Source organism: Roseibium sp. FZY0029, assembly GCF_036350355.1.
In the GTDB taxonomy this organism is placed as follows: Bacteria; Pseudomonadota; Alphaproteobacteria; order Rhizobiales; family Stappiaceae; genus Roseibium.
Map to the genome: position 1 here is coordinate 186066 of NZ_JAZDVZ010000010.1, position 25610 is coordinate 211675.

A 25610-nucleotide genomic window follows, 5' to 3' on the forward strand; every position below is an offset into this window, starting at 1 on the left:
TCATTCTTTTCCGGGGGTATCCTATGGCAGGTCTGGCACGGGACGCTGGCGTTGTGTTGCGATTGGACGGCATCACCAAGCGCTTCGGCGCTCTGACGGCCAATGGCGACGTATCGCTCGACTTGAAGCGCGGCGAGATCCTTGCCCTTCTCGGCGAAAACGGCGCCGGCAAGACCACCCTGATGAACATCCTCTTCGGGCATTACGTTGCTGATGAAGGCCGGGTCATGGTGTCGCCGGACGGAACCGGCCTGAGCGAACTGGAGCCAGGCTCCCCGCATGCCGCACTTCAGGCCGGCATCGGCATGGTGCATCAGCATTTTACCCTTGCCGAGAACCTGAGCGCGCTCGACAACATCCTGCTGGGCACGGAACGGCTGGCCGCGCTTTCCTCCTCCCGTGCGCCGGCCCGGCGCAAGCTGGAAGAGCTGATGGCACGCTCCGGCCTCACGGTTTCGCTCGACGCGCGCATTTCCCAGCTTTCCGTCGGCGAAAAGCAGCGGGTGGAAATCCTGAAGGCGCTTTACCGCGATGCCCGGGTGCTGGTTCTGGACGAACCGACCGCGGTGCTGACGCCACAGGAATCGGACACCCTGTTCGCCACCTTGAAAAAGCTGGCGGACGATGGACTCGGCATTATCTTCATCTCGCACAAACTGGCGGAAGTTCTGGCCTCCTCGCACCGGGTCGCCGTGCTGCGCGGCGGCCGCAAGGTCGCCGACCTGCCGACAGCCGAATGCGACCGGCGCAAGCTCGCCGAGTTGATGGTGGGCCATGCCATTGTCGAGACCCTACGATCCCCCGGCACGCCGGGCGCACCGCTGTTCGTCCTGGACAAGGCCTCCGCCGGACATGGCCGCGACGCTTTGCGCGATGTCGACCTGACGCTCAAATCCGGCGAGATCCTCGGCATTGCCGGGGTCTCAGGCAACGGCCAGACAACCCTCGCCCGTGTCATATCCGGTCTGGAGCCGCTGACCCATGGTTCCATGACGCTGGAAGGCAAGGCCATCGGCCAGGCGAGCGCCCGGACCATGATCGACAACGGTCTCGCCCGTATTCCCGAAGACCGTCATCACGACGGCATTGTCGGGGCGATGAGCGTTTCGGAAAATCTGGCGATCGAATCCATCCGCAAGCCGGAAAACCAGCGCCTCGGGCTGCTGCGGTTTTCCGCCATGCGGGAGCGGGCCCGCACTCTGATCAAGGCCTACGACATCCGCTGCCAGAGCGAAGACAGCCCGGCGCGACTGCTGTCCGGCGGCAATATCCAGAAGATCGTGCTGGCCAGAACCCTTGAAACCGTTCCGAAGGTCGTGCTGGCCGCCCAGCCCTCGCGCGGGCTCGATGTCGGCGCGACGTCCGACGTTCACAAGCGTCTGCTCGCCGCCCGCGACCGCGGCGCTGGCGTCATCCTGATTTCAGAGGATCTCGACGAACTCATGCGCCTTTCCGACAGGATCGCCGTGATCCACCGCGGACATCTGTCCGAAGCGGAACCCAGCGAAACGCTCGACCGTGGCTCTCTTGGCCTCAGAATGGCCGGTCACAGCGCGGAGGACGCAGCATGATCCGTTTCGAGCCGCGCGGCCCCTCCTCCGTTTCCCGAATGCTGGGTGTATCGATTGCCGCTGCCGTCGCCGCCCTGCTGCTTGCCGCCATCCCCATGGCCTTTGCCGGTCTGTCGGTGTTCGAAGGCTACAGCCTGATGGTGAAGGGCGCTTTCGGCTCGCTGTTCGCCTTCACCGAAATGCTGACAAGGGCGACACCGCTGATCCTCACCGGTCTGGCGGCTGCCGTCGCCTTCCGTGCCAAGCTTTGGAACATCGGCGCGGAGGGCCAGCTCTATGCAGGCGCTCTTGCCGCGGTTGCCGTCGGCACTGGTGTCATTTCCGCACCGCCCTACATCCTCATTCCCATGGTGGTCGTTGCCGGAGCACTGGCCGGCGGCCTTGTCATGCTTGGCCCGACCCTTCTGAAAACACGCCTGGGCGTCGATGAAGTGGTCACAACCTTGCTGCTGAATTTCATCATCCTGCTTTTCGTGCAGATGATGCTGGAAGGTCCAATGAAGGATCCGATGGGCATGGGCTGGCCGCAGTCCGAGCCCATTCTCGACGCAGCCGCCCTGCCCAAGCTGATGGACCGGATGCGCATTCACTGGGGCCTCGTCATTGCCCTTGTCGCATCGCTTGGTGTCTATTTCCTCTTGAAACGCACCGTTTGGGGTTTCGAAATCCGCGCCGTCGGCGAAAATGCCGCCGCCGCCCGCCACGCCGGCATTCCGGTCACGGCAACCTTCATTCGCGTCGGTCTTCTGTCCGGTGCGCTGGCAGGCCTTGCGGGCGTCGGGGAAGTTGCCGGTCTGAAAGGCTATCTGACAGCCGACCTCTCGCCCGGTTTCGGCTATTCCGGCATTGTGGTGGCCATGCTCGCCGGGCTTTCCCCGGCCGGTGTCGTTCTGGCAGCTCTCTTCATCGCCAGTATCTTCGTCGGGGCCGATTCCATGTCCCGCGCCACCGGCGTTTCCAACTATCTGGCAGACCTGATCGTCGCCATGGCCCTGCTGTGCGTCGTCGTCTCCGGTCTGTTCCTGCGCTTCAAGATCCGCTTCGTCGGCAGCCAGACCAACCAGGAGGCGGCAGAATGACCGATATCCTCGACATTCTCATCTCCGCCAACTTCTGGGCAGCCGCGCTCCGCATCGCGACCCCGCTGATCTTCGGCGTCATCGGTGCGCTTGTGTGCGAACGCGCCGGCGTCCTCAATCTGGGCATCGAAGGCATTTTCACGGCCGGTGCCATGGCCGGCTGGATGGCAGTCTGGCTCGGTGCGGGTCTGTGGGGTGGCGTTCTTGTGGCCGCGATGGCGGGTGCCCTCTTCGGGCTGATCCACGCGATCCTGACCGTGCCGCTCGGGCTCTCCCAGCACGTCTCGGGGATTGGCGTGACGCTGTTTGCGACATCGCTCAGTTATTTCATCTACCGGACAGCCCTGCCGGATGTGTCCTCACCGCCCCGGATCGAGGCTTTCAAGCCGCTCGACATTCCGGGCCTCAGTGACCTGCCGTTCCTCGGGCCAGCCCTGTTCCAGCAGACGCCTCTGACCTTCCTCGCCCTGCTGCTGGTCGCGATCACCGCCTATGTGCTCTACCGAACCCCGCTCGGTCTGGCCATTCAGGCCGTTGGCGACAATCCGGCCGCGGTGGAATCGCAAGGCCTTTCCGTCTATGCGATCCGCATCGGCACGGTGGTTGCGGGCTCTGCGATCATGGCGCTCGGCGGCGCATTCCTGACCATGTCGGCCTTCGACGCGTTTTTCTTCGGCATGGTCAACGGACGTGGCTGGATCTGCATTGCACTGACGGTGTTCGCCTCCTGGCGGCCCGGCAAGGCCCTGATCGGCGCCCTCCTCTTCGGCGCGTTCGATGCCTTCCAGGTTCGACTTCAAACCGAGGTCGGCAGCTTCATTCCGGGTCAGCTCTTCCTGATGATGCCGTATCTGCTTTCCATCGCCGCACTGATTGTCGTTGCCCGCCGGGCAGACTATCCAAGGGCTCTTCTTGTGCCCTATTTCCGTGGCCAACGCTGAGACAGTCCCATGAGTTTCGATCTCCTCGTCAAGAACGCCAACCTGCCCGACGGCCGCCATGGCATCGACATCGCCTGCCGGAACGGCCGTATCGAAGCTGTGGAAGCCGGGATCACGGCGGACGCCGGCCAGGTGATCGATGCTGGTGGACACCTCGTGTCGCCGCCATTTGTCGACAGTCACTTCCACATGGATGCGACGCTGTCACTCGGCCTGCCACGCATGAACCGCAGCGGCACGCTGCTGGAAGGCATCGCGCTGTGGGGAGAACTGAAGGAGATCCTGACGGTAGAGGCCGTTGTCGAGCGAGCGCTGAGATATTGCGATCTGGCCGTCTCGCAGGGGCTGCTGGCAATCCGCACCCATGTGGACGTGTGCGACGACAGGCTGACGGGCGTCAAGGGCCTCCTGGAAGTGCGTGAGAAGGTGAAGGATTACATTGACCTGCAACTGGTCGCCTTCCCCCAGGACGGGCTCTTCCGCTCTGCAACTGCCGAGAAGAACCTTCTGACGGCTCTGGACATGGGCGTCGACATTGTCGGCGGCATTCCGCATTTCGAACGCACCATGGACGACGGCACCCGGTCTGTCGCGCGGCTCTGCGAGATCGCGGCCGAACGCGGGCTGATGGTCGACATGCACTGCGATGAGACCGACGATCCCATGTCCCGCCATATCGAGACGCTCGCATATGAGACCCAGCGCCTCGGATTGCAGGGCCGCGTTGCCGGATCGCACCTGACGTCCATGCATTCCATGGACAATTACTACGTCTCCAAGCTGTTGCCGCTGATCGCGGAAGCTCAGGTTCACGCCATTGCGAACCCGCTGATCAACATCACGCTTCAGGGCCGCCACGACACGTATCCAAAACGCCGCGGCCAGACCCGCGTTCCGGAGATGCGGTCCTACGGCATCAATGTCGCCTTCGGCCACGACTGCGTGATGGACCCCTGGTACTCGATGGGCTCTGGCGACATGCTGGAAGTGGCCTCCATGGGGCTTCACGTTGCCCAGATGACCAGCCGCGACGCCATCCGCTACTGCTACGACTGTGTCACCGCGCACCCCGCCAAGGCCATGAACCTGGAAGGTTACGGACTGGAGAAAGGCTGCAAGGCGGACTTCGTGCTGCTGCAGGCCCGCGACACGATCGAGGCCATTCGCCTCAAAGCCACACGCCTTGCTGTCATCAAGTCCGGAAAGGTCATTGCGACCACCCCTGCCCGACAGGCCCAGCTCACCCTTCCCGGACGCCCGGCACAGGTCGATCCAGCCTCCTACGCCCCGCACGAAGGCTGACGGTCTTCCCAAGTTCGGAGGCTGTCCCTCAGAGCTCTCACACACTCCGTCATGCCATGTCTCGACCATGGCATCCATGCCGTTCCCCGTCCCAGTCACGTCCTTGGGATCAGGCCCGGTCACGCCATGGATTGCCGGGTTAAGCCCAGTAATGACTGAGGAGTAGTTGTTGCAGGGAAGGACACCAACGCATCCTTTCTCCGGATACGGCTCAGTTCTCGGCCACCTTGCCTGGCAGGCTGAGATCGCCGGAGGCGACGTCGAAGACGTCGAAGACGCACAGCAGCGGGGCGTGGACGTTCTGGTTCACCCGCAGGGCCGACGTGACGCCGTCATACGAGAAGCCTTCAATGGCGCTTTCATCGGCAAAACCCACGCCGAGAGTAATTTCCTCTGCCTCCAGCACCGGTGAATATCCAGGGCTGTCGATGTAGATCGGCAGACCCGGCCAGGTGGCCGGCATTTTCGGGGTGGCCCCCTCCGGGATGTCCTGCACGGAAAGGGCACCGGCGCCGCATGCTTCGTTCGGCGCCAGCACCACCCAGTGCGAATGCCATTTCGCGCCGTCGTTCAAAAGATCGCCGTCGCCATCTTCATCGAACAGCGGCGTGTCGTCGAAATCCGGATGGCTGGTCGCCACCAGCGCCAGGATGCCGTTTGCTCCTTCAAAACCGACCGTTTCCGGCTTCAGCGACGTCGGCCAGACATAGGACTGCACCGGTGCGCCCGCGAGTGCACCATTTGCTTCCGGCACCGTCGCACCTGCCGTTCCTTTCATCGTCATATGAAAGGTCACCACACGTCCCTTGCGGTGCACATGGGCGGCGAGGATGTCGTAGTTCGGATCGACCTCCTGGCTTTCCGGCGACAGGACGGCACCCGGCTGGTGAAGCGCATGGCTACTGTCTGCCAAAGCGGCGGCCGGCAGGACAATCGCGGACACACCGGCGATCAGCACGGAACGGGACATGGATTTCAACATCGGCTTTCTCCTTGTTTGAGGACGCAGCCTTATTAGTAGCGAGTCGAAACTATTGCAAGTTTAATTTCGACTCGCTACATAGTGTTCATGTTCGCTCCGACTGACACACAGACCATCCGCGACCTGATCGACCGGTTGACGCGCCTTGCCGCTGCCGAGGAGTGGAACGGGCCGTTGAACCCGTCTCAATTTGCCGCGCTCAGTTATCTGGCGCGGGCAAACCGGTTTTCGCGCGCGCCTTCCCATGTGGCCGACTTCCTGGCAACAACACGTGGCACGGCCTCTCAAACGCTGAAGGCACTTGCCCGCAAGGATCTGATCGCCGAAACCCGCTCGGACGAAGACAAGCGCAGCATCCGCTATGACGTCACCCCGGCAGGCCTGGAGCTGCTGGAAGATCCCTCGTCTCTGGAAAAAGTCATCGACGCCCTGCCGCCGGAGGTCGCCGCGTCCCTGGCGTCTTCGCTGAAGGCGCTTGTCCTGACGATGCTGCATCAGCGCGGTGGCCGGTCGTTCGGCATGTGCCGCACCTGCTGTCACCATGAGGTGACGGAAACCGGTGGCCATTGCCGCCTGCTGAATGTCCCCCTCTCGCCTGCCGATGCCGCGCAGCTCTGCCACGAACACACACCAGCCGAAAGCCTTCAGCCATGACCGCCAAAGCCCGCATCCTCTCCCTTTTCACTGGAGAACCCGAACACCGTTGGGACGGCAAGGAGCCGTCTGCCATTCGCAAGAGCCGCACAGAGGGTGTCCTGCAGGTCACCTCCACCGGCATCGCCGGCGACCAGCAGGCTGACCTCTCCGTACATGGCGGACCGGAGAAGGCACTGCATATCTATCCATCGGAGCATTACGCCCATTGGCGTGACGCCTTTCCGCAGATGGCGGAGATCTACAAGCCCGGCGGCTTCGGCGAGAACATCGCTTCCGAAGGATTTACCGAGGAAGACCTTTGCATTGGCGATATCCTGTCGGCCGGTACCGTCCGGCTGCAGATTTCGCAGGGCCGCCAGCCCTGCTGGAAGCTGAACATGCACACGGGCAACCCGGCCCAGGCAGCCCATTTCCAGAAAACGGGTCGCACCGGCTGGTATTTCCGGGTTCTGCAGGAAGGGTCGTTCCAGGCCGGCGATGAATTGACACTGGTCGAACGCCCCTGCCCGGACTGGAACCTGCGCGAGGTGATCCTGGCACGGTTCAATCCACGGCTCGATCCTGCTGTCGCAAAGGCCTTGTCGGAACTTGAGGAACTGGCCGAACCCTGGCGTGTCTCCTTCGCTAAGAAAGCCGATCCGGCCTTCCTGGAAGATACATCGAGAAGGCTCAACGGATAGGTCACGCGCCTTTCGGCGGCAGGGCCAACGCATTGGCGATCGCCAGATCCAGCCAGGTTTGAAGCAATTCGTCGCTACAATCGTCCTCACCGACGAAGAACAGGCCGCTTAACGTACGACCACCCTGAACCATCGGCTCGGCGCCGGGCAGCGCCAGGCCGGTGGCATGGTTTGGCTTGCCGATGCGGAAAATGAACCGCCGCTCTCCGTCCCGGGTGCGGTCTGCCCCTGCGATCATATGGCCATGAAGCAGAAAGCACATGGCGCCCATCATCCGTTTTTCGCTGACACCCACCCTGTGGCCGAGCGCCTCGCGCAAGCGATCGTTGAGGTCCTCATCAATGGCCATGACGTCGGTTCTTCTCGGTAAGAGGTCTGCAGAAAAAGGGCATTCCAAAGGCCGGAACAACAGTCCGGACGCGATCTGCAGCGTCCGCTGGAACCGGCAAACAATCAACCAAAAGGTTCAGCAACTTTGCGTGACACACAGGGTCGCGGGTCTTCCGCTTGAAATTTCCGCGGTTCCCTGCGACAAACGAGCGACTGCGGACTTGCACTTTCCTTGCGCTTTGGGTATATCCGCGCACGCGCCTGCACCCCTGGAGGAGGCGCTTCTGGACCGATCCCGGACAACATGAGTCTTCTGGCACGGTGGTTCGCCGGTCCGTTACCTATACACTCGAAGGAGTTTTGCCATGGCTGCCAGCTATGAGCTGAAGGCGTCGGCACGGAACCGGGTGGGCAAGGGGGCCGCACGGGCACTGCGTCGCGAAGGCCTTCTCCCCGCCGTGATCTACGGCGACAAGAAACCGGCACTGCCGATCACCATTCCGGTGAAAGAAACCACCATCACCCTGCACAAGGGCGGTTTCCTCACTCACATCGGCATGATCGATGTGGACGGCGAAAAGCACCAGGTTATTGCAAAGGATTTTCAGCTGCACCCGGTGCGCGACGACGTCATGCACGTCGACTTCCTGCGCGTCTCCAAGGGCTCCACGCTGACCGTTGAAGTTCCGGTGCACTTCCTGAACGAAGAAACCTGCCCGGGCATCAAGAAGGGCGGCGTTCTGAACATCGTTCGTCACACCGTCGAAATGAACGTTCCGGCTGACAACATCCCAGAAGCACTTGAGCTGGATCTGTCGAAAGCAAAGCTGGGCGACAGCCTGCACATTTCGCTGGTCACCCTGCCGAAGGGCTGTGAGCCGACCATTACCGACCGCGACTTCACCATCGCGACAATCGCAGCACCTGCCGGTCTCAAGGACACGGACGACGATGCTGACGAAGATAATGAAGGCGAAGGCGAAGCTGATTAAGCTGAAGTCTTGCCTTGAAAATCGGGAGGCGGTCTCCGCCTCCCTTCCCCCAGCGGGAAAACTTGAAGAGCAGCCGAAATCGGCTGCTTTTTCGTTTCAGGATTAGCCAGCCGGCCTGCAGCCCGCTTCATGCAGGATGCTCTACCTTGAAAGGCGCACCATGAAATTGATCGTCGGCCTGGGCAACCCGGGCGCCAAATACGAAGGCAACCGGCACAACATCGGTTTCATGGCTGTCGATGAAATCCATCGCCGCCACTCCGGTTTCCAGCCCTGGAAAGCCCGATTTCAGGGACAGGTGTCCGAAGGCCGTCTCGGTTCGGAAAAGGTCCTGCTGCTGAAACCCAGCACTTACATGAACGAATCCGGTCGCTCCGTCGGTGAAGCCATGCGCTTTTACAAGATCGAACCGGAAGACATTGTCGTCATCTACGACGAACTCGATCTGCCGCCCGCGAAATTCCGAATGAAAGTCGGCGGCGGTCATGGCGGCCACAATGGCCTCAGGTCGATCACCGCCCATATTGGCGAAAACTACCGCCGCCTGCGCCTTGGCATCGGCCACCCGGGCGACAAGAAGCTGGTATCGAACTATGTGCTGGGCGATTTCGCCAAGGCCGACCGGGACTGGCTCGAGCCGCTTCTGATGGAAGTCGCCGATCAGGCCGGACTGCTGGCCGAAGGCAAGGACAGCCAGTTCGCCAACAAGCTGACCCTCGCTCTGGAGCCGGAAAAAGCACAGCGTAAGGGCAAGCCCCAGGAAGGCAAGACCCAGGAAGGCGCGACCGGAGCCAGCAAGGCCACTGAGCTCAAAGAGGGCACCTCCGCACCAGCCAAACCCAAGGGCCAGAGCCATATCCGCCAGGCCCGGCAAGGCAAATCAGTCAATTTACCCAAATCTGGGCCCATGGCTGACATGCTGAAGAAGCTGCTCGGCGGCGGCGACTGAGGTCGGTTCCGCCAAGAACACCAGCGAAACCGGGTTGCCCGCCTTTGGCGATCAGGACAGGGGCTGAACGTTGATGATCTCCACCCGCCTGTTACGGCCGCTCGACGGATTGCCCGGATCGACGGGCCGGCTCTCTCCATAGCCCACGGGCACGAGCTGTTCGCGCGGGATCGTGTAGAACGCCGCCAGAAACTCTGCCACCATGAAGGCCCTTCTTTTTGACAGGTCCAGATTATAGGCCGCCGTTCCACGAAGATCCGTGTGCCCGGCGATCTGGAAACGCATGTTCTTCAGGCGCGGATCCTGCAAGGCCTGGCCGAGCGCCTGCAACGTCAAAATGCCGTCGTTGGTCAGCGAGGCGGAATCGAACTCGAAATTGACCGTCAGATTGATACGCGGCAGCACGACCTCCGGCGGCAATTGGCCTTCGATGCTGATCCCGCGATACGGATGCGGCTCCTGCTTGCGCATGGACCGGGATTTCGGCGCCCCGCCATCTGGCAATAGCGCCTTGATGATCTGATCCGGCGTAACGCTCTGGGCGGAAACACCGACGGGCAGCATCAGTCCCACCATAAGGGCGAGAACGGTTGCCAGGGTCAGGCGGGCAGTCGCAAATTCAGCAAGAAATCGCATATCGAAACCTTTGAGTGTCACTCTTCCCGGATCGTAATGTGAAGGACGGCCGCCGATATCTCGCGCGGCAGGCTCATTTCATCTGGCCGGTCAGCCAGTCCGGCCCGCAGCGCCGTCAGGAAATATCTGTCGTCTGCGGTACCGGCACCGCCCTCAGCGCTCACCGGCATGGAGAATTGCCCCGAGCCACCGTTTTCCAGCTCTTCGAGCTGGATGATGGGGCTGCGGGCTGCAATGACGATGATGGCTTCGGACCCGGCCGGCGGCTGCACCGTGAACTTCTGGCGCCCCTGCTGCCCGTCTCCAAAGACGAACCGGTCACCGAACTGAACCTGCTGGCGCACGGGGCCGCGACGCGGCAAAAGGTTCACCACCGTGCCGTCCGCCTGCAGATAGACGATATAGAGAAACGAGGCGAAGTCCGGCGCGGTGACCTCGAACGCCAGCGAATCGCCGTAGCGCAGATCAGCACTGCCCCCCAACAGGCGGATGCGAGGACGCGAGGGTTCCGCCAGCGGCCTAGCAAGGGTCTTCAACGCCTCGCACACAGGCCAGGGCCTGACATCGACCTTCCGCAACTGTTCGGGTGGAAACTCCGCCTCCAGTTTCCTCAGCGCTTCCTGTGTACTCACGAACCCGGCCAGCAGCGGCGTGCCGTCCGGCGTGTCTTCGCTGACATAAAGGCTGCTGCAGCTATCCCCTTCAAAGGCCACCACATTGTCGCGGTCGGTCCTGCTCAGCCCCGGCACGGGCCGCGGTGGCACGATGGCCGTACGCATGACCGACGCATTGTGCATGTCCGCTTTCGTTGCCTCGTAGCTGATCCAGCCATAGCCGTCACCGGACCAGTAAGGCCCCCAGGAGTTCTGGACGAGGAAGGCCTGCCGGCGCTCGTCATAGCCGACGAATACCATCTGGTGTCCCCCGGCGGCCCCGCTGTGGCGCCCGAGCGATCCCTGGTAGATCTCGCCCGACTTCAGATACTGCAGCGTCACCCCGTCCGGCGTCTGCGCGGAGGGCACCACCCCGACCATCAGGAACCCGGTTGCGACGGGGTTGCCCGCTGCCAGCTGCTGCTTGATTGCGTCCAGGTCCCTGTCCGTCGCGTTGCGGCGCTGACGTCCCTTGTCGAAAACGAACATGAAGTCGCGTATCCGGAACCTGTCAGGCGCGGTCGTTGCATATTCCACCCGCTCCGAGCACATGGCGGCGTCCGGAATGTCATCCTGGTCGGGAGATCCGTTGCCCTTGAAGTAGGCCATGGCCAGAAGCGCATGGCTGCCGGCAGTTTCGCAAGCTTCGTTCCGGTTGCGGATCTGCGAATGGAGAAACGCCGGACTGGGCGTGTAAGTGCGGCTGCCCGGTTCCACATCGTTTTCCAGCGCCGCGTAATAGCCGCGCATGGCATAGCCGATGGCATAGGAAACGCAGCTTCCGTATGTCTGCAGCAAGGGTGGCGGCATCATCGGCGACAGGTCGATGGCATCGGGAATATAGGCCCGCGTAACGCCGACCTGCCCGACGCCCTCCAGCAGCGCCGGATCGATGGGTGTATCCCCGAGAAGGCCCGTCAGGTCACTCGGATTGAAGCCTTGCGCGGCCGCCGGCCCTGCCGGCAGCACACTGGCGCAGGCCGTCACGACAGCCAGAGCTGAAAACAGGGCACCAGATAGTCCCGGCAAAAAGCCGTGTTTCTTGCGACTGAATATCATCGCATCACAATTCCCAAAACAATCGCCCAAAACAACAGACCGACTATAGCCGATAAACAACCGGAGGGAAGCTTTCAGCCCGATTACATCGCCAGCCGGTTTCCTTTTGGCGCTTCATCCTGACACGCTCTTGACAAACACACCCCTGTCCCCCGCCAAAGCCTTGACCTCGTGACCCGGCTCGGGCATTTAGCGCTGCAAAGTCTCAAGACCAACCGAAAGCGAACTCCCATGGGTTTCCAGTGCGGCATTGTCGGACTGCCGAATGTCGGCAAGTCCACACTCTTCAACGCGCTCACCAAGACGGCGGCGGCACAGGCTGCCAACTATCCGTTTTGCACCATCGAACCGAACACGGGCGAAGTGGCCGTTCCCGATCCGCGCCTTTATGAAATCCGCAAGGTTGCCGGATCCAAGGAAGTCATTCCGACGCGCATCACCTTTGTCGACATTGCCGGTCTCGTGCGTGGCGCGTCCAAGGGGGAAGGCCTCGGCAACCAGTTTCTGGCCAACATCCGTGAAGTCGACGCCATCGCCCATGTGCTGCGCTGCTTCGAAGACGATGACATCACCCATGTGGAAGGCACCGTCGACCCGATCGCCGATGCCGAAACGGTCGAGACCGAACTCATGGTCGCCGACATGGAAAGCCTTGAGCGCCGCATCGCACCGCTGAAGAAGAAAGCCACCGGCGGCGACAAGGAAGCCAAGGCGGTTCTGCCGGTGATGGAAGCCGCGCTTGCGCTCCTGCAGGACGGCAAACCGGCCCGAACGCTGGAAGTCTCCGGTCCGGATGAGGAAAAGATCCTCAAGGGCCTGAACCTGCTCACAGCAAAGCCGGTGCTCTACGTGTGCAACGTCGATGAAGCTTCTGCGGGAGAAGGCAATGCCCTTTCCGCCAAGGTCGCTGAAAAGGCGAAGGCCGAAGGCGCTGCCGCCGTTGTCATTTCCGCAGCCATCGAGGCCGAAATCTCCCAGCTCGACAAGGAAGAGCAGGAAGAGTTCCTGGAAACCATCGGGCTTGAAGAACCGGGCCTCGACCGGCTGATCCGCGCAGGCTACGGTCTTTTGGGGCTGATCACCTATTTCACCGCAGGCCCGAAGGAAACCCGCGCCTGGACCATTACCGAAGGCACCAAGGCTCCGGGCGCTGCCGGCGTCATCCATACGGATTTCGAACGCGGCTTCATCCGGGCGCAGACCATTGCCTATGACGATTACGTCGGTCTTGGCGGTGAAACCGCGGCCAAGGAAGCCGGAAAGGCCCGCGACGAAGGCAAGGAATATGTCGTCAAGGATGGCGACGTTCTGCTGTTCAAGTTCAACACCTGACGAACACGGCGCGCAGGCAGCCTGAGACTGCCTGCGCGATCCCACGCCAACTTCCCTCCTGCCCAAGCATCACTTTCCGCAGCGGAATCGCAACGGAAGTTAAAGACATGCCCTCTAGGTTTACCCGGACAAACGGGAATTCGACCTGCAGGAGGGGCCAACATGGCGGGACGAAGCGACACCAGGATCCGCAAGATTATTGCAGGAACGGTGGGAAACACGCTGGAATGGTACGATTTCGCCGTCTACGGCTATCTTGCCCCCATCCTTGCACAACAGTTTTTCCCGAGTGACGATCCCACCGTCAGTCTGATCAGCACCTTCGGTGTCTTTGCGGCAGGCTTCCTCATGCGTCCCATCGGCAGTCTGCTGCTCGGCCATATTGCCGACAAGTCGGGCCGCAGCCGGGCCCTTCTGCTGTCCGTCGCCCTGATGGCCATTCCGACAACGCTGATCGCCTTCTTGCCGACCTATGACCAGATCGGCGTTGCCGCGCCCGTGCTGCTGACACTGCTCCGGCTGCTGCAGGGGCTTTCTGTCGGCGGCGAATACACCGGATCAACGGTCTATCTTTACGAAATCGCCCCGCCGCGACGCCGCTGTTTCACCGTTTCCTGGGCCCTGGTCGGGGCAACCTTCGGCATTCTGCTCGGATCCGGCGTGGCGGCACTGGCAACCGGCCTCCTGCCGGCCGACGATCTGGGAAGCTGGGGCTGGCGCATTCCCTTCGGCTTCGGCCTTCTGGTCGGGCTCACCGGTTTCATGATCCGCAGCGGCAACAAGGCGGAAGAACGGGATCAGCCCCCCTCCCCGCACGATCCAGTCAGCGCTCCGGTGGGCGAAGTGCTGCGCAATCACCGGCCCGCCCTCATGCGAACCATTGCCTGCAACGTGCTCAACGGTGTCGGCTTCTACCTGACCTTCGTCTATCTCACCTCCTATCTGGTCGATTACGTCAAGTTCACTGAAAGCCGGGCCCTGACGATCAACACCAGCGTCATGGTCGTCTTCATGTTGCTGTTGCCGCTTGTCGGTTATCTGGCTGACAAGATCGACCGAAGAACCATATTGCTTGTTGGCTCAGGCGGTGTCGCTGTCTTCGCCCTTCCGATGTTCTGGCTGGTGCATCATCCGGATCCCGTGATGGTGGTTCTGGGTCAGCTTGGCATGGCCGTCATCCTGTCCGCGTTCTTCGCCCCGCTCATGGCCGCCATGGTCGGCCAGTTTCCCGTGTCGGTGCGCGTGACGGGCTATTCCATCGGCTACAACATCCCGCTGGCTCTCTTCGGCGGCACCGCGCCTCTGATTGCCACCTATCTGATCGACAAGACCCACCTGCAACTCGCTCCGGCGTTCTACATGATCGCCGCCGGACTGCTGGCCTTCGTGGTGATCTGGTTCATGCCCTCCAACGAAACGGAGGCTGGTCAGGACGACCTGCCGGAAACCTTGCCAGAACAGCTCAAGGCCTGAGGGCTCGCTCGGGACAGGCGTGTTGCCATCGCAGAAGTTGGGAAAAGGCTTGCCCCGCAAGTCCCGCTCGACAGGTTGCTCCCGAACCCGGTACAAGCAGGTTTTCGTCAACCCTCGAGAGTTTCAGCGATGTCGACCGTCATTCCGGCCCCCTTGCCTACCATCCTGCCCGTCAGCGAAAGCCAGGACGGTTTTCCTGTCCGGCGGGTCTACTGCGTCGGGCGGAACTATGCGGCCCATGCCGTGGAGATGGGCCACGATCCGGACAGGGAAGCGCCGTTCTTCTTCCAGAAGAACCCGGACAATCTCGATCCGTCCGGCGAATTTCCCTATCCGCCCCTGTCCAGCGACGTGCATCACGAAGTCGAACTCGCGGTCGTTCTGAAGTCCGGCACGCGCGACATTCCGGCAGCCAATGCGCTGGAGCATGTCTACGGCCTTGCGGTTGCCCTTGATATGACTCGCCGCGATTTGCAGGCGGAAGCCAAGAAAGCCGGCCGCCCGTGGGAAGCCGCCAAGGCGTTTGAACGCTCCGCCCCCATCGGTCCAATTATGCCGGTGACAGACAGCGGTTTCCTCGACCGGGGCCGGATCGCCCTGACCGTCAATGGCGAAGTGCGGCAGGAAGGCGACCTCAACCAGTTGATCTGGAAGATCCCCGAAGTCATCGCCAAGCTGTCCGAACTGTTCCAACTTGGTGCGGGCGACGTGATCCTGACTGGAACCCCGGCAGGTGTCGGCGCCGTTGAGCGCGGCGATCTTATGGTGGCAACGATTGACGGGCTGCCGGACCTGACCGTCAAGGTCGTCTGATCGCCCTGAGCTGTCAGGCTGGCCGGACCAACTTTTTGCCTGCGGACACACTACAAGCAGCCGAAACCCGCGGAACCTTTTCATATCGTCCCGTGTTAAGAAGCTGTGGTCCCGGTTTCTCCGGTCGAGGCGCTGTCCAGCGCCACTGCCGGAAAGCCGAAGGAAACCGGGCCCAAGTCCTTTAAGCGGTCTTGAGATTGCAGGGCGGCCATGTTCAGGTCGAGCCCGCCTTACCAAGTCTTTGCCGGAGCCTGTTCGTGACATTTGACCAGATTGCCCTGTTCGTCCTCTTCGGCGCGGTTTTCGCCTTGCTGGTCTGGGGCCGCATCCGCTTCGACCTGGTTGCCTTCGGCGCGCTTATCCTGGGTGCATTTCTGGGGTTGATCCCATCCGAAGAGATTTTTTCCGGCTTCGGCCATTCCGCCGTCATGATCATTGCCCTCGTGCTGATCGTCTCGCGCGGACTGACGAATTCGGGCGCCGTGGAACTGATTGCACGGTTCGTGATTTCGGCGTCGAGGGGCCTGTCCCGCCACATCGGCCTCATGGCCGTGGTCGGGGCCAGCCTGTCGGCGATCATCAACAATGTCGCCGCGCTGGCGTTGCTCATGCCACTCGATATGGAGGCAGCCAAGAAAGCGGAACGCTCTCCCGGTCTCTCCCTGATGCCGCTGTCCTTTGCGACCATTCTCGGCGGCATGATCACCCTGATCGGAACCCCGCCGAACATCGTCATCGCGCAATACCGCTCGGACGCTCTCGGCGCGCCCTTTTCCATGTTCGACTTTGCCCCCGTCGGCCTTGTGGTCGCGGTCACCGGCATTGCCTTTGTCGCCCTGTTCGGCTGGCGCCTGCTGCCACGCCATTTCCGCGACAAGCCGAATGAAGAAGACTTTGCCGAAAGCCTTTATGTGGCGGAACTGAAGGTCGGCGAGATTTCGGAAGACAAGCCACTGACAGTCGGCGACCTATACCCTGTCGCCGACGAGAAGGATGTCGCCATCATCGGCCTCATCCGCAACGGCCGGCGCGTGCGCGGCTTTGCCCGCCGCGAGTCAATCAAGACCGGTGACTATCTGTTCGTTGAAGGTGATCCCAAGGCCATCGAGGCCTTCATGGGCGCCGCCAAACTGGAGTTCGCAGGCTCCGAACAGCACAAGGGCGGCCTCAACGGTGACGCCCTGTCGCTGGTCGAAGCCATCGCACCGGACAACGCCCGTATCATCGGCCGGTCCAGTTTCGACATGCGTCTCCTCTACGGCCACGGCGTCACCTTGCTCGGTATTTCCAGGCAGGGCCGCCGCGTGCAAAAGCGTGTCCGCCACGAACAGATACGCCCTGGCGACGTGCTTCTTCTGCTCGGCACTCCGGAGCGGCTCGAAAATGCCTGCACGTGGCTTGGCGTCCTGCCGCTCGCAGGGCGCGAGACCGGTGTCATCCAGCGCAACAAGGCGTGGCTGGCGATTGCCGGCTTTGCCGTCGCGATTGCCGCAGCCGTGGCCGGGCTCGCCTATCTGCCGGTCGCGCTGGCGGCCTGCGTCATCTTCTACGCCGCTGCAGGCCTGATAAGCGGATCGGAGGTATACCAGTCCGTGGAGTGGAAGGTGATCGTGCTGCTCGGCTCGCTGATCCCGCTCGGTCAGGCCTTTGAGCAAGCTGGCAACGCGCAGCTGATCGCAGATGGAATTCTCGCCCTCACGTCAACGGCCCCTGCGTGGGTCACGCTCGCCATCCTGATGGTGGTGACGATGACCCTTTCGGACTTTCTGAACAACGTCGCGACCTGCCTGATCGCGGCGCCGATCTCGGTTCAGATCGCCAACTCGCTCGACGTGAATTCCGATCCTTTCCTGATGGCGGTGGCCGTTGCCTCGTCCTGTGCGTTCCTGACGCCGATCGGCCACAAGAACAACACCATCATCATGGGACCGGGCGGCTATCGTTTCGGCGATTACTGGCGCATGGGCCTGCCGTTGGAACTGCTTGTTCTGGCCGTCAGCATCCCGGCCATCCTGGTGTTCTGGCCGCTTTGAGGTGACACTCACGCAGCCGGTTTCAAAGGCAGGCAGATATCGGCCAGGAGATCCGCCGGGGCCGTGTCGCGCGGGTTGTTGAGGTAGACCTCCAAACAGGGGGCATCGTCCGGCTCGCGGCCCGACTGCGTCAGCCATTCGCCGTAAAGCCATTCATAGGCCCACTTCATATCGGCATAGGGCCCCTTGAAACGCAGCACCGCATAATCGCCCGCGCGCGTTTCCCGCGTCTCGAGCGGAGCGTCAACCGGAAAGCCATCGCCGACAACCGCTCCGGCAGCGGATTGCAGATCGTCTTCCGCGACCTGTGTGGGATCGGAGTAATAGAGTCCCTTCATCTGCCCAATCTCTCCGATGATCTGGCGGCTTGCCAGGATACCGAACAGCTTTTCGAAGGCCTTGCCGATTTCCATGTAGGAGCCTCGATGAGGCAGCACGACCAGGGTTTCGGATGGCAGGGTTTTGATGGCAATATCATGCATTGGGGAAAGTCCTTTCTTCTTGGCAAGAGGCGCACCGCCATTGGCAGGCTGCACCCGGTGCGATGAGGCGCTGCTGCGATAAGCACCCGGCGCCTGGCCGTACGCTTGTTTGAAGCTGCGCGAAAAGGCTTCAAGGCTGCCGTAACCGGCCCGCTTTGCGACAACTGGTAGTGCGAGGTCGGTATAGGTCAGATACCCCGCGGCCCTATGAAGGCGCAGGCGCTTGACCGTCGCGAAGATGGATTCGCCGTAGGTCGCCTGCCACACCCTGTGCCAGTGTGAGGGCGAAAGGGCGGCAACCTCGGCAAGTGTCGCCAGGTCTGGATCCTCGTCCAGGTTGGCGTAGATGTATTCGATCACCCGCGTGAAGCGGCGGATATAGCCGTTGTCCCGCGGCGAGAGTGTGAGCTTTTCGTGATTGGTCATGTCTTGGCCCCGTTCGACTGAAGGGACCGTAGCACCATGCTTTTTGATAAATCTTGCTGACTTGACCGCGCCTCACCAGGCCGCTTGAAACGGAGAAGGTCTTTCTTTCAGAAAAACAAAACAGGCACTGGTTTCCCGTGCCGGTTTGGCCATGATGTACGCAACTCAAAAACTGGAGGAATCGAACCATGACCACCAAGAAGCGCATTCTGTTTACCGGCGGTTCGGGCAAGGCCGGACGGCATGTCATTCCGTATCTGCTGGCGCAGGGGCATCGTGTCGTGAACGTCGACCTGAAGCCGCTTGACCACCCCGGCGTCGACAACCTCATTGCCGACATCACCTCGTCTGGTGAGATGTTCAACGTCATGACCAGTTACGCCGACTTCGATGAACTGGAGCCGGGCAACGGCGTACCGTCCTTCGATGCCGTGGTGCATTTCGCCGCGGTGCCACGCATTCTGATTAACCCGGACAACAGGACGTTCGAAGTCAATACGATGGGCACCTACAATGTCGTGGAGGCCGCGGTGAAGCTGGGCATCCGCAAGATCGTGATTGCCTCGTCGGAAACCACCTATGGTGTCTGTTTCGCCGATGGCGTGGTCGACCCGAAGGTGCTGCCCGTGGAAGAGGACTATGATGTCGACCCGATGGACAGCTACGGTCTTTCCAAGGTGGTCAACGAGAAGACCGCACGCGCCTTCCAGCGCCGCTCCGGGTTCGACATCTATGCGCTTCGGATCGGCAATGTCATCGAGCCGCATGAATATGACCGGTTCCCGGATTTCTTTGCAAATCCGGCGCAGCGCCGCAGAAACATCTTCTGTTATATCGACGCCCGCGACCTTGGACAGATCGTCGACCGCTGCCTGGAAAAGGATGGCCTTGGCTTCCAGATCTTCAACGCCGGAAACGATACGAATTCCGTCGATATTCCGAACGCGGAAATCCTCAACCGTTTCTTCCCCGATGTGCCGTTGAGCCGGGAGCTCGGAGAGCATGAAGCCCTCTTTTCCAACCGCAAGATCCGCGAGGTTCTGGGCTTTGAAGAAGAGCATAACTGGCGCAAATACGTGAAGGTTTGACCGGCTTTCCGGACGAGGCGGAAGACCGGCGGATTTAGTTTTACTTCCGAACCGGCTGAGACTAGCTTCTGGTCGCAACACTGTCGGGCAGCAGCGCTGTCCTCCTGGGAAACGTGCTATGAAGCTTCTGAAATCTGCCGCTTTCGGCCTTGCCGTTCTGGCGTCTGCAACTGCAGCCGTCGCGCAGGGAACCGGCTCGCAAGGGTACTTCCAGATCTACAACAACACCGAAGAAAATGTTGTTGTCGGTTTCTACACCAACGACGGCAACGGCTGGTCGGACAACTGGCTGTCCGGACCGCTCGGCCCCGGCGAAAGCGGAAGGGCCGAGTTTGAGGCAGATACCGGCCACTGCGCGCAGACTTTCCAGGTCGGCTGGCTGGCGGACGACGACACCGAAGTGCTCGACGATCCCATCGACATCGATATCTGCGAAGCCAGCAACGTCTATATGGACGATAACGAGATCTATTACGACTGATATTGTTTGCCATTCTCGAGGCGGAAACGCGGCTGATCGCGTTTCCGCGATATGCCAACCCCACCGGAATTCATGACCGATCTCCTTTATTTTGAAGACTTCGAACCTGGTCAGGTCTTCGAGCTAGGCTCCCTCACCGTCAGCCGGGACGAAATCATCGATTTCGCCGCCGAGTTCGACCCCCAACCGTTCCACCTCGACGAAGAGGCCGGCAAGGCCTCCATCCTGGGAGGCCTGGCCGCTTCCGGCTGGCACACCGGCGCAATGGTGATGCGCCTGCTGGCTGAAAACCTCCTGAACAAGACAAGCGGCCGCGGCTCGCCTGGCATCACCAGGCTGCAATGGAAGCTCCCTGTTCATCCAGGTGATTGCCTGACCGCCAGGGTCGAAATACTCGACACGAGAGACTTGCGCTCGAAACCTGACCTTGGCCTCGTCAACATCCGCGTAACGGCAAACAATCAGGACGGCTCTGAAGTGCTCGTCTGGGAAAACCCGAACCTGTTCGCAAGACGGGAGGTTGCCCGTTGAGTGCCTTTTTTGAAGATATTGAAGCCGGCGACACGCTCGACCTCGGGGACTACACATTCACCCGGGAAGACATCGTGCGGTTTGCGGAAAAATACGATCCGCAGGCTTTCCACCTCAGCGAAGAAGCTGCCGCGCAGACCCATTTCGGCCGCCTGTGCGCGTCCGGCTGGCATACCGCAGCCGTGTTCATGAAGCTCTGGGTGACGCGTCACAAGGCTCTTCAGGAAGAAGCGCTCGCCGCCGGACAGACACCGGCCAAACTCGGCCCCTCACCCGGGTTCGAAGACCTCAAGTGGATCAGACCGGTCTTCGTCGGCGATACGCTGCGCTACCGGCGTGTCGTGACCGGCAAGACCGAAAGCCGCAGCCGCCCGGACTGGGGCCTCGTTCATTCCGATATGCAGGCCTTCAATCAGGACGGCACGCTGGTGTTCTCGTTCAAGGGCACGGTATTTGTCGAACGCCGCAAAGGCTGATCGCGGCAGTCGGCCAGTAACGAAAAAAGCAAAAAGCGTGCTGCGGTCCTGAAGACGGCAGCACGCTTTACAACTGGAAGTCCTGCGCTCCCCGGCGCACGCTCATCCGCCTCAGCGGCAGACGTCGAGGATCCAAAGGAAGGCCATCGGCACCATGGTCAGCGCGGGTACGATGATGGCCGGGTATCCGAAGGCGTAGATCGACACCGCCCAGATCATCGCCAGATTGGCGATAAACCAGTATTTGGCGTCTTCCGCGCCATATAGCGCTTCCTTGAGAAACAGGTTCAAGATCGGCACGGCCAGGAGCAGCCGTAGCACCAGAACTTCCTTGGGGGCAGATGAAGCAGACATCTTTTCTCCGGATCTTAGGGAAAATACGTAGATCGTCTCCCTAATCCGTTTGCCTGCTGCAGACACTGCGGCAAACGGACATCATGCCTATTTGCCGCAGTCTGGCCCAGTTTGCCTCAGTTTGACGAAGAGATCGTCAGTCCGGCTTGCGGCCGTGCACCAGCATCGTCATTCCCGGGATCATCACTTCAACCGCGATATCGATGAAGCCGGCAGCTTCCATCAAACCGGCAACATAGGAACTCGTGATCGAGCGAGCTTCCGGATTGAAGGCGGTATGCTGCAATTGCCACAACGCAGCCAGCTTCGGCCCGTCGCGATTTTCGTCGACCATGAAGTCATGGACCATGAAATCGCCGCCCGGTGTCAGAACCTCGAACGCCTTGCGCACAAGCCCCGGAATGGCTGTGCCCGGCACACCGGAAAAGAGGTAAGACATCAGCACCGCGTCCGCGTTGTCCGGCCAAGGGTCCTTCAGGGCATTGCCCGGCGCATAATGGATGCGGTCCTCCAAGCCTTCCTCGGCAATGAACTCCTCGCCCACCCTGGCAACATTGGGAAAGTCCAGAACGGTTGACCGTAATCCGGGATAAGCATTGCAGAGCGAGATCGAGAACGCCCCGGTGCCGCCGCCGACGTCCAGCAGTTGCTTTGCGGCTGACAGATCCACAAGCTTGGCGAGTCCCCGCCCTGGCCCGAGCGAGCCTGCATGCTGGGACCGGGAATACAGCCGCGCTTCCTCCGGGTCGCTGAACCAGGCCTCATAGGAAGCAACCTGGCCATCCTCAAGGCTGTCGGTCAGCGCATCGTTGAGCTGCGTCATGAAGGGATACATCTGCTTGTCGATCTGAAACCGCAGATAGTCGCCGAAATCATATTTGCGCCCCTTCACCAGAAACGCTTCCGCAGCGGGAGAATTGGTAAAGCCGGTTCCCTCCCGGTGCACCAGGCCAAGGCTGGCGAGAGCGGTCAGCAAGGTTGTTGCGCGATCAAGATCAAGTTCGCTTTTCCGAGCAACTTCCTCTGGAGACAAGGTCTTTTCGGAAAGAAGTGAAAACAAATCCACATGAAGTGCAGAAAAAAGGGCTTTCGAGCCCATGAACCCAAAAGCAATATCTGAAATTTCCTCAGCCGTTTCCAAGGACCTGGCAACAGGCATTAATTATCCTCCTCAGGATTTCTGAGCACGAATGTGCGAAATTTTTCCGACCAGGAAAAATGAACTTGGGAATGAGCAATTATAACTATTGTGCGACGCAATGCAAATTCTGGCGCGACAAGGCTCAACGTCCTGCCGGTACCCGTTCAGTGCCCGGGAGCTTTGGCAGAAACCGGTCTTCAGGTATGGTGAAGCTGGTGCTGCCAGGCACCTAAGAGCGTTCCAGGACCGGCCGAAAGCCTCCCTTTCCACCTGCTCCCATTCGCCGACAGAAACCGAACAGGACCGACCGAGTGGCTTTTCTCGACTTTCCCGCAAACCTTCCGGAAAACCGGGCGCCTCGTGCGGTCATCTTCGGTGCCGGGCACGGCAGCACCTATCCCGACAAGGACAGCAGCGGCTACGCCGGGGCAGCCGATGCCATTCGCGCAGCCAGTCAGGAGGATGCGAGCCTCGTCGGCAATTGGGATTTCGATCTTGGCGGCCCTCTTTTCGATGGCAGGCCCGCGTCTTGCACCGACATCGGCAATGTCGACACGCGCATGCATGACAACGCGGGCAACCGCGCCCGGATCGAAGCCCAAACGCGGTCGATCCTGACCCTGCCCGCCGTGCCGGTCCTGCTCGGCGGTGACGATTCCCTGCCGATCCCTTTCCTCGCCGCCTTTTCAGATCAGGCTCCCGTCTGGGTTCTCCAGATCGATGCCCATATCGACTGGCGCGACGAGGTTGACGGCGAGCGCTACGGCTATTCCAGTCCAATGCGCCGCATCAGCGAGATGCCGCATGTTGCGGGTCTCGTTCAGGTTGGTCTGCGTGCAGTCGGCAGCGCCCGCAACAGCGAAATCGAGGCTGCACGGCGCTATGGCAGCCGCTTCGTCACGGCTCGCGAGATCCACGCAGAAGGTGTCTCAGCCGCGCTGAAGCATATCCCGCAAGGCGCGCGCTGCGTCGTCACGCTGGACTGCGACGGTCTCGACCCGGCTGTCATGCCGGGCGTAGCCGCCCGCACACCCGGCGGGCTCACCTACACACAGTTGATCGATCTGATTGCGGGCGTGGGCTGGCGGGCGACGATAGCGGGGTTCGATCTGGTCGAATTCTATCCGCCGAACGACATAGGCGGCCTGACCGCACTGACCGCCTCAAGGCTCGTGGTCAATGCCATCGGCGCGATCGTCCGGCAATAGCCTCGACCCTGCCCTCAGGCCTGCGGTCAGGGATTGAAAAGGCGTTGAGAGAAAGGAATAGCCCTGAAGCTCAAAGGCTGCGGGCAAACAGGACTTCGTCGCGAATTTCGATACCGTAGTCGCCCCGCAGCGGGATCTCCGGTTTCTTCTCGCGCTCCAGATCGATGACACCTTGCGCGACCCGCTCCAAACGGAAACCGCGGCGCTGATAGAATCTGAAGGCATCCAGGTTGTCGTTGGAGGTGCGCACCGTCAGCCGGTGGATACCGCTGGCCCTTGCCTCATCGACCACCGCATTCAACAGAAGCGTTCCGGTGCCACTCCAGCGGCTGAGCGAGTCGAGTGTCAGGATTTCCCACTCGCTGTCCCGCTTGATCAACGTGACGAGCCCCACCAGTTCGTTGCCCGCATAGGCGACATAGCCCGGCAGGCTCGATGCGTCGATGATCTCGCCATCAAGCAGCATTTCGGGCCCGGCCCATCTGTCTGCCAGAAGCTGGAACACAGCTTCCTTGTCTTCCTCGTTGATCCGTCGGATGATCACGCTCATGGTTTGCCCTGCCTCCAGATCAGCGGCTGTTCAATCGGCCCCGATTGAAAGGCCTGCCCCTGATCGCTTCCATACTTTACGAGCCTCTTGCCTGCGCCCCTTCGAACGCAGACGGCCCTATCGGTGAATGATGCGGGAAGCCAGCGGCGTGCGCGCCTGCCAACGCGCCCGCTCCAGCTCCGGATCAACATGCTCTTCTTCCGGGTAACCGACGCATAGATAAGCCACGAGGCGCCAGCCAGCGTCAACCTGAAGGGCCGTGGTGACCGCGTCGGGATCGAGGATCGACACCCAGCCGACACCGATACCTTCGGCGCGAGCAGCCAGCCAGAAGGTGTGGATCATGCTGACCGTGGAATAGGCCAGCGTCTCCGGCATCGTCAGCCGGCCCAGCCCGTGCCCCTGGTCGGGGTCATCGTCGCAGAAAATCGCCAGATGGACCGGCGCTTCCTTCAGCCCTGCCAGCTTGAGCTGGCGGTAGATAAGCGCCTTGTCGTCGCTGTAGGTCCGGGCGGCCTCTTCATTCTCGGCTTCAAAGCTCGCGACGATGCCGGCGCGGGCCTCGGCGCTGTCAACGACAACGATCCGCCAGGGTTGGCTGTTGCCGACGGAAGGCGCAAGGTCCGCCAAGTGCAGCAGATGATCGAGAGCGCCTTCCGGAAGAGGCGCCTGTTTGAAACGGCGCACATCGCGGCGCCATTTCAGAAGGGTTTCAAAATCCTTCTGAAACTTTTCCGAAAATTCCGGTTTCACGTTGCTGCCCTCGGCTCCTCCCGCCATGACAGACCTAGTGACCCGGAAATTCCACGAGAGTACGTACGGGAACGTTCATCGCTTCCAGTTTCTTGCGCCCGCCGAGATCCGGGAGATCCACGATGAAACACGCAGATTCAATATTCGCACCCATCGACCGCAACAGCTTGCAGGCAGCCTCGGCCGTGCCCCCGGTGGCAATCAGGTCGTCGACCAGGATGACACGGTCGCCCGGCTTGATCGCATCCTTGTGCATTTCCATCTCGTCGAGGCCGTATTCCAGAGAATAGGCGATCCGGACGGTTTCATGCGGCAGCTTGCCCTTCTTGCGGATCGGCACGAAGCCGGCGGACAACTGATGGGCAACGGCGCCTCCCAGGATGAATCCACGCGCCTCGATACCGGCAATCTGGTCGACCTTCGACCCCGCCCAGGGTTGGACCAGAGCATCGACCGCCCGGCGAAACGCACGGGCATCGCCGAGCAGCGTCGTGATATCCCGGAACAGGATCCCCTCTTTCGGATAGTCCTTGATCGTGCGGATGGCACCGACAAGTTCATCCTGAATGGTCTGTGCGGTCATCGGGATATCTCTCTGTTGAAACGGGTCCGGGCATCTGCCCCGGCCGGTGGTTATA

The 25610-nt window shown here is 61.2% G+C and carries 27 protein-coding genes; 17 read left to right on the forward strand and 10 right to left on the reverse strand.

The window, feature by feature from the left end; translation table 11 throughout:
• Positions 1 to 23: 23 nt before the first annotated feature.
• The 4 genes from V1T76_RS24990 to V1T76_RS25005 are packed head-to-tail and all read left to right on the forward strand — an operon-like array spanning position 24 to position 4893.
• A complete protein-coding gene (locus V1T76_RS24990; RefSeq protein ID WP_330563475.1) occupies positions 24 to 1571 on the forward strand; it encodes an ABC transporter ATP-binding protein in 1548 nt (515 codons plus the stop codon).
• The gene (locus tag V1T76_RS24995; protein ID WP_330563396.1) at positions 1568 to 2650 is read left to right on the forward strand and encodes an ABC transporter permease; all 1083 of its coding nucleotides are present in this window, start codon (positions 1568 to 1570) and stop codon (positions 2648 to 2650) included. Before V1T76_RS24990 ends, V1T76_RS24995 begins: the two co-directional genes overlap by 4 nt.
• Positions 2647 to 3591, forward strand: coding sequence for an ABC transporter permease (locus tag V1T76_RS25000; RefSeq protein ID WP_330563397.1), 945 nt, complete (start codon positions 2647 to 2649; stop codon positions 3589 to 3591). The genes V1T76_RS24995 and V1T76_RS25000 overlap by 4 nt, the downstream gene beginning before the upstream one ends.
• Before the next feature lie 9 nt (positions 3592 to 3600).
• Positions 3601 to 4893, forward strand: coding sequence for an amidohydrolase family protein (locus tag V1T76_RS25005; protein ID WP_330563398.1), 1293 nt, complete (start codon positions 3601 to 3603; stop codon positions 4891 to 4893).
• 211 nt (positions 4894 to 5104) lie between these two features.
• On the opposite strand, the gene V1T76_RS25010 is transcribed toward V1T76_RS25005, so the two are convergent.
• Entirely contained in the window at positions 5105 to 5875 is a 771-nt protein-coding gene (locus tag V1T76_RS25010; RefSeq protein WP_330563399.1) for a hypothetical protein, read from the reverse strand.
• 87 nt (positions 5876 to 5962) lie between these two features.
• On the opposite strand from V1T76_RS25010, the gene V1T76_RS25015 reads away from it, so the two are divergent.
• Both V1T76_RS25015 and V1T76_RS25020 read left to right on the forward strand, forming a co-directional pair.
• Positions 5963 to 6529, forward strand: a complete 567-nt coding sequence (locus V1T76_RS25015; RefSeq protein ID WP_330563400.1) for a MarR family winged helix-turn-helix transcriptional regulator — start codon at positions 5963 to 5965, stop codon at positions 6527 to 6529.
• Positions 6526 to 7212 (forward strand): MOSC domain-containing protein, encoded by a 687-nt coding sequence (locus V1T76_RS25020; RefSeq protein ID WP_330563401.1) that lies wholly within the window; start codon positions 6526 to 6528, stop codon positions 7210 to 7212. The genes V1T76_RS25015 and V1T76_RS25020 overlap by 4 nt, the downstream gene beginning before the upstream one ends.
• Before the next feature lies 1 nt (position 7213).
• On the opposite strand, the gene V1T76_RS25025 is transcribed toward V1T76_RS25020, so the two are convergent.
• Positions 7214 to 7561 (reverse strand): TfoX/Sxy family protein, encoded by a 348-nt coding sequence (locus tag V1T76_RS25025; protein WP_330563402.1) that lies wholly within the window; start codon positions 7559 to 7561, stop codon positions 7214 to 7216.
• Positions 7562 to 7907: 346 nt separating this feature from the next.
• Here V1T76_RS25025 and V1T76_RS25030 point away from each other — a divergent pair, with 346 nt between their 5' ends.
• Together V1T76_RS25030 and pth are read left to right on the forward strand one after the other, a co-directional pair.
• A complete protein-coding gene (locus V1T76_RS25030; RefSeq protein WP_330563403.1) occupies positions 7908 to 8534 on the forward strand; it encodes a 50S ribosomal protein L25/general stress protein Ctc in 627 nt (208 codons plus the stop codon).
• 160 nt (positions 8535 to 8694) lie between these two features.
• On the forward strand, positions 8695 to 9483 hold the full coding sequence (pth, locus tag V1T76_RS25035; RefSeq protein WP_330563404.1) for an aminoacyl-tRNA hydrolase: 789 nt from the start codon (positions 8695 to 8697) through the stop codon (positions 9481 to 9483).
• 51 nt (positions 9484 to 9534) lie between these two features.
• On the opposite strand, the gene V1T76_RS25040 is transcribed toward pth, so the two are convergent.
• Both V1T76_RS25040 and V1T76_RS25045 read right to left on the reverse strand, forming a co-directional pair.
• Entirely contained in the window at positions 9535 to 10119 is a 585-nt protein-coding gene (locus V1T76_RS25040; RefSeq protein ID WP_330563405.1) for an OmpA family protein, read from the reverse strand.
• Positions 10120 to 10136: 17 nt separating this feature from the next.
• Entirely contained in the window at positions 10137 to 11831 is a 1695-nt protein-coding gene (locus V1T76_RS25045; protein ID WP_330563406.1) for a DUF4384 domain-containing protein, read from the reverse strand.
• A gap of 231 nt (positions 11832 to 12062) precedes the next feature.
• Between V1T76_RS25045 and ychF the strand changes: the two genes are divergently transcribed.
• From ychF to V1T76_RS25065, 4 genes are all read left to right on the forward strand, one after another.
• Positions 12063 to 13163 carry a redox-regulated ATPase YchF gene (gene ychF / locus V1T76_RS25050; RefSeq protein ID WP_330563407.1) on the forward strand — a complete coding sequence of 367 codons (1101 nt, stop codon included), beginning with the start codon at positions 12063 to 12065 and terminating at the stop codon, positions 13161 to 13163.
• Positions 13164 to 13325: 162 nt separating this feature from the next.
• The gene (locus V1T76_RS25055; RefSeq protein WP_330563408.1) at positions 13326 to 14636 is read left to right on the forward strand and encodes an MFS transporter; all 1311 of its coding nucleotides are present in this window, start codon (positions 13326 to 13328) and stop codon (positions 14634 to 14636) included.
• A 129-nt stretch (positions 14637 to 14765) separates the two neighbouring features.
• Positions 14766 to 15449: a fumarylacetoacetate hydrolase family protein gene (locus V1T76_RS25060; RefSeq protein ID WP_330563409.1), complete on the forward strand. Its 684-nt coding sequence runs from the start codon at positions 14766 to 14768 to the stop codon at positions 15447 to 15449.
• Positions 15450 to 15706: 257 nt separating this feature from the next.
• On the forward strand, positions 15707 to 17482 hold the full coding sequence (locus tag V1T76_RS25065) for an SLC13 family permease (protein ID WP_330563410.1): 1776 nt from the start codon (positions 15707 to 15709) through the stop codon (positions 17480 to 17482).
• 8 nt (positions 17483 to 17490) lie between these two features.
• Here the strand turns inward: V1T76_RS25065 and V1T76_RS25070 are convergent, their stop codons facing one another.
• Complete coding sequence (locus tag V1T76_RS25070; RefSeq protein ID WP_330563411.1) at positions 17491 to 18390, reverse strand: AraC family transcriptional regulator; 900 nt, start codon at positions 18388 to 18390, stop codon at positions 17491 to 17493.
• A gap of 188 nt (positions 18391 to 18578) precedes the next feature.
• Between V1T76_RS25070 and V1T76_RS25075 the strand changes: the two genes are divergently transcribed.
• From V1T76_RS25075 to V1T76_RS25090, 4 genes are all read left to right on the forward strand, one after another.
• A complete protein-coding gene (locus V1T76_RS25075) occupies positions 18579 to 19478 on the forward strand; it encodes an NAD-dependent epimerase/dehydratase family protein (RefSeq protein ID WP_330563412.1) in 900 nt (299 codons plus the stop codon).
• A gap of 118 nt (positions 19479 to 19596) precedes the next feature.
• The gene (locus tag V1T76_RS25080) at positions 19597 to 19959 is read left to right on the forward strand and encodes a hypothetical protein (RefSeq protein WP_330563413.1); all 363 of its coding nucleotides are present in this window, start codon (positions 19597 to 19599) and stop codon (positions 19957 to 19959) included.
• A 72-nt stretch (positions 19960 to 20031) separates the two neighbouring features.
• Positions 20032 to 20490: a MaoC family dehydratase gene (locus V1T76_RS25085; protein ID WP_330563414.1), complete on the forward strand. Its 459-nt coding sequence runs from the start codon at positions 20032 to 20034 to the stop codon at positions 20488 to 20490.
• Positions 20487 to 20966: a MaoC family dehydratase gene (locus V1T76_RS25090; RefSeq protein WP_330563415.1), complete on the forward strand. Its 480-nt coding sequence runs from the start codon at positions 20487 to 20489 to the stop codon at positions 20964 to 20966. The genes V1T76_RS25085 and V1T76_RS25090 overlap by 4 nt, the downstream gene beginning before the upstream one ends.
• A gap of 111 nt (positions 20967 to 21077) precedes the next feature.
• On the opposite strand, the gene V1T76_RS25095 is transcribed toward V1T76_RS25090, so the two are convergent.
• A complete protein-coding gene (locus V1T76_RS25095) occupies positions 21078 to 21320 on the reverse strand; it encodes a hypothetical protein (protein ID WP_330563416.1) in 243 nt (80 codons plus the stop codon).
• Positions 21321 to 21456: 136 nt separating this feature from the next.
• On the reverse strand, positions 21457 to 22479 hold the full coding sequence (locus V1T76_RS25100; RefSeq protein WP_330563417.1) for a methyltransferase: 1023 nt from the start codon (positions 22477 to 22479) through the stop codon (positions 21457 to 21459).
• A 293-nt stretch (positions 22480 to 22772) separates the two neighbouring features.
• Between V1T76_RS25100 and V1T76_RS25105 the strand changes: the two genes are divergently transcribed.
• Positions 22773 to 23669, forward strand: coding sequence for an agmatinase (locus tag V1T76_RS25105; RefSeq protein WP_330563418.1), 897 nt, complete (start codon positions 22773 to 22775; stop codon positions 23667 to 23669).
• A 70-nt stretch (positions 23670 to 23739) separates the two neighbouring features.
• On the opposite strand, the gene V1T76_RS25110 is transcribed toward V1T76_RS25105, so the two are convergent.
• From V1T76_RS25110 to V1T76_RS25120, 3 genes are all read right to left on the reverse strand, one after another.
• Positions 23740 to 24219: a GNAT family N-acetyltransferase gene (locus tag V1T76_RS25110; protein ID WP_330563419.1), complete on the reverse strand. Its 480-nt coding sequence runs from the start codon at positions 24217 to 24219 to the stop codon at positions 23740 to 23742.
• A gap of 117 nt (positions 24220 to 24336) precedes the next feature.
• A complete protein-coding gene (gene bluB, locus V1T76_RS25115; RefSeq protein ID WP_330563420.1) occupies positions 24337 to 24999 on the reverse strand; it encodes a 5,6-dimethylbenzimidazole synthase in 663 nt (220 codons plus the stop codon).
• A 7-nt stretch (positions 25000 to 25006) separates the two neighbouring features.
• The gene (locus V1T76_RS25120; RefSeq protein WP_330563421.1) at positions 25007 to 25555 is read right to left on the reverse strand and encodes an adenine phosphoribosyltransferase; all 549 of its coding nucleotides are present in this window, start codon (positions 25553 to 25555) and stop codon (positions 25007 to 25009) included.
• Positions 25556 to 25610: the final 55 nt, after the last annotated feature.

Excerpts from the sequence above, each read along its gene's own strand:
- V1T76_RS24990 (WP_330563475.1), top strand. The coding sequence starts at position 24 with ATGGCAGGTCTGGCACGGGACGCTGGCGTTGTGTTGCGATTGGACGGC.
- V1T76_RS25000 (WP_330563397.1), top strand. The coding sequence starts at position 2,647 with ATGACCGATATCCTCGACATTCTCATCTCCGCCAACTTCTGGGCAGCC.
- V1T76_RS25060 (WP_330563409.1), top strand. The coding sequence starts at position 14,766 with ATGTCGACCGTCATTCCGGCCCCCTTGCCTACCATCCTGCCCGTCAGC.
- V1T76_RS25045 (WP_330563406.1), bottom strand. The coding sequence starts at position 11,831 with ATGATATTCAGTCGCAAGAAACACGGCTTTTTGCCGGGACTATCTGGT.
- V1T76_RS25040 (WP_330563405.1), bottom strand. The coding sequence starts at position 10,119 with ATGCGATTTCTTGCTGAATTTGCGACTGCCCGCCTGACCCTGGCAACC.
- pth (WP_330563404.1), top strand. The coding sequence starts at position 8,695 with ATGAAATTGATCGTCGGCCTGGGCAACCCGGGCGCCAAATACGAAGGC.
- V1T76_RS25120 (WP_330563421.1), bottom strand. The coding sequence starts at position 25,555 with ATGACCGCACAGACCATTCAGGATGAACTTGTCGGTGCCATCCGCACG.
- V1T76_RS25085 (WP_330563414.1), top strand. The coding sequence starts at position 20,032 with ATGACCGATCTCCTTTATTTTGAAGACTTCGAACCTGGTCAGGTCTTC.
- V1T76_RS25015 (WP_330563400.1), top strand. The coding sequence starts at position 5,963 with ATGTTCGCTCCGACTGACACACAGACCATCCGCGACCTGATCGACCGG.
- V1T76_RS25110 (WP_330563419.1), bottom strand. The coding sequence starts at position 24,219 with ATGAGCGTGATCATCCGACGGATCAACGAGGAAGACAAGGAAGCTGTG.
- V1T76_RS25020 (WP_330563401.1), top strand. The coding sequence starts at position 6,526 with ATGACCGCCAAAGCCCGCATCCTCTCCCTTTTCACTGGAGAACCCGAA.
- V1T76_RS25030 (WP_330563403.1), top strand. The coding sequence starts at position 7,908 with ATGGCTGCCAGCTATGAGCTGAAGGCGTCGGCACGGAACCGGGTGGGC.
- V1T76_RS25095 (WP_330563416.1), bottom strand. The coding sequence starts at position 21,320 with ATGTCTGCTTCATCTGCCCCCAAGGAAGTTCTGGTGCTACGGCTGCTC.
- V1T76_RS25025 (WP_330563402.1), bottom strand. The coding sequence starts at position 7,561 with ATGGCCATTGATGAGGACCTCAACGATCGCTTGCGCGAGGCGCTCGGC.
- V1T76_RS25070 (WP_330563411.1), bottom strand. The coding sequence starts at position 18,390 with ATGACCAATCACGAAAAGCTCACACTCTCGCCGCGGGACAACGGCTAT.
- V1T76_RS25010 (WP_330563399.1), bottom strand. The coding sequence starts at position 5,875 with ATGTTGAAATCCATGTCCCGTTCCGTGCTGATCGCCGGTGTGTCCGCG.
- V1T76_RS25100 (WP_330563417.1), bottom strand. The coding sequence starts at position 22,479 with ATGCCTGTTGCCAGGTCCTTGGAAACGGCTGAGGAAATTTCAGATATT.
- V1T76_RS25055 (WP_330563408.1), top strand. The coding sequence starts at position 13,326 with ATGGCGGGACGAAGCGACACCAGGATCCGCAAGATTATTGCAGGAACG.
- bluB (WP_330563420.1), bottom strand. The coding sequence starts at position 24,999 with ATGGCGGGAGGAGCCGAGGGCAGCAACGTGAAACCGGAATTTTCGGAA.
- ychF (WP_330563407.1), top strand. The coding sequence starts at position 12,063 with ATGGGTTTCCAGTGCGGCATTGTCGGACTGCCGAATGTCGGCAAGTCC.
- V1T76_RS25080 (WP_330563413.1), top strand. The coding sequence starts at position 19,597 with ATGAAGCTTCTGAAATCTGCCGCTTTCGGCCTTGCCGTTCTGGCGTCT.
- V1T76_RS25075 (WP_330563412.1), top strand. The coding sequence starts at position 18,579 with ATGACCACCAAGAAGCGCATTCTGTTTACCGGCGGTTCGGGCAAGGCC.
- V1T76_RS24995 (WP_330563396.1), top strand. The coding sequence starts at position 1,568 with ATGATCCGTTTCGAGCCGCGCGGCCCCTCCTCCGTTTCCCGAATGCTG.
- V1T76_RS25005 (WP_330563398.1), top strand. The coding sequence starts at position 3,601 with ATGAGTTTCGATCTCCTCGTCAAGAACGCCAACCTGCCCGACGGCCGC.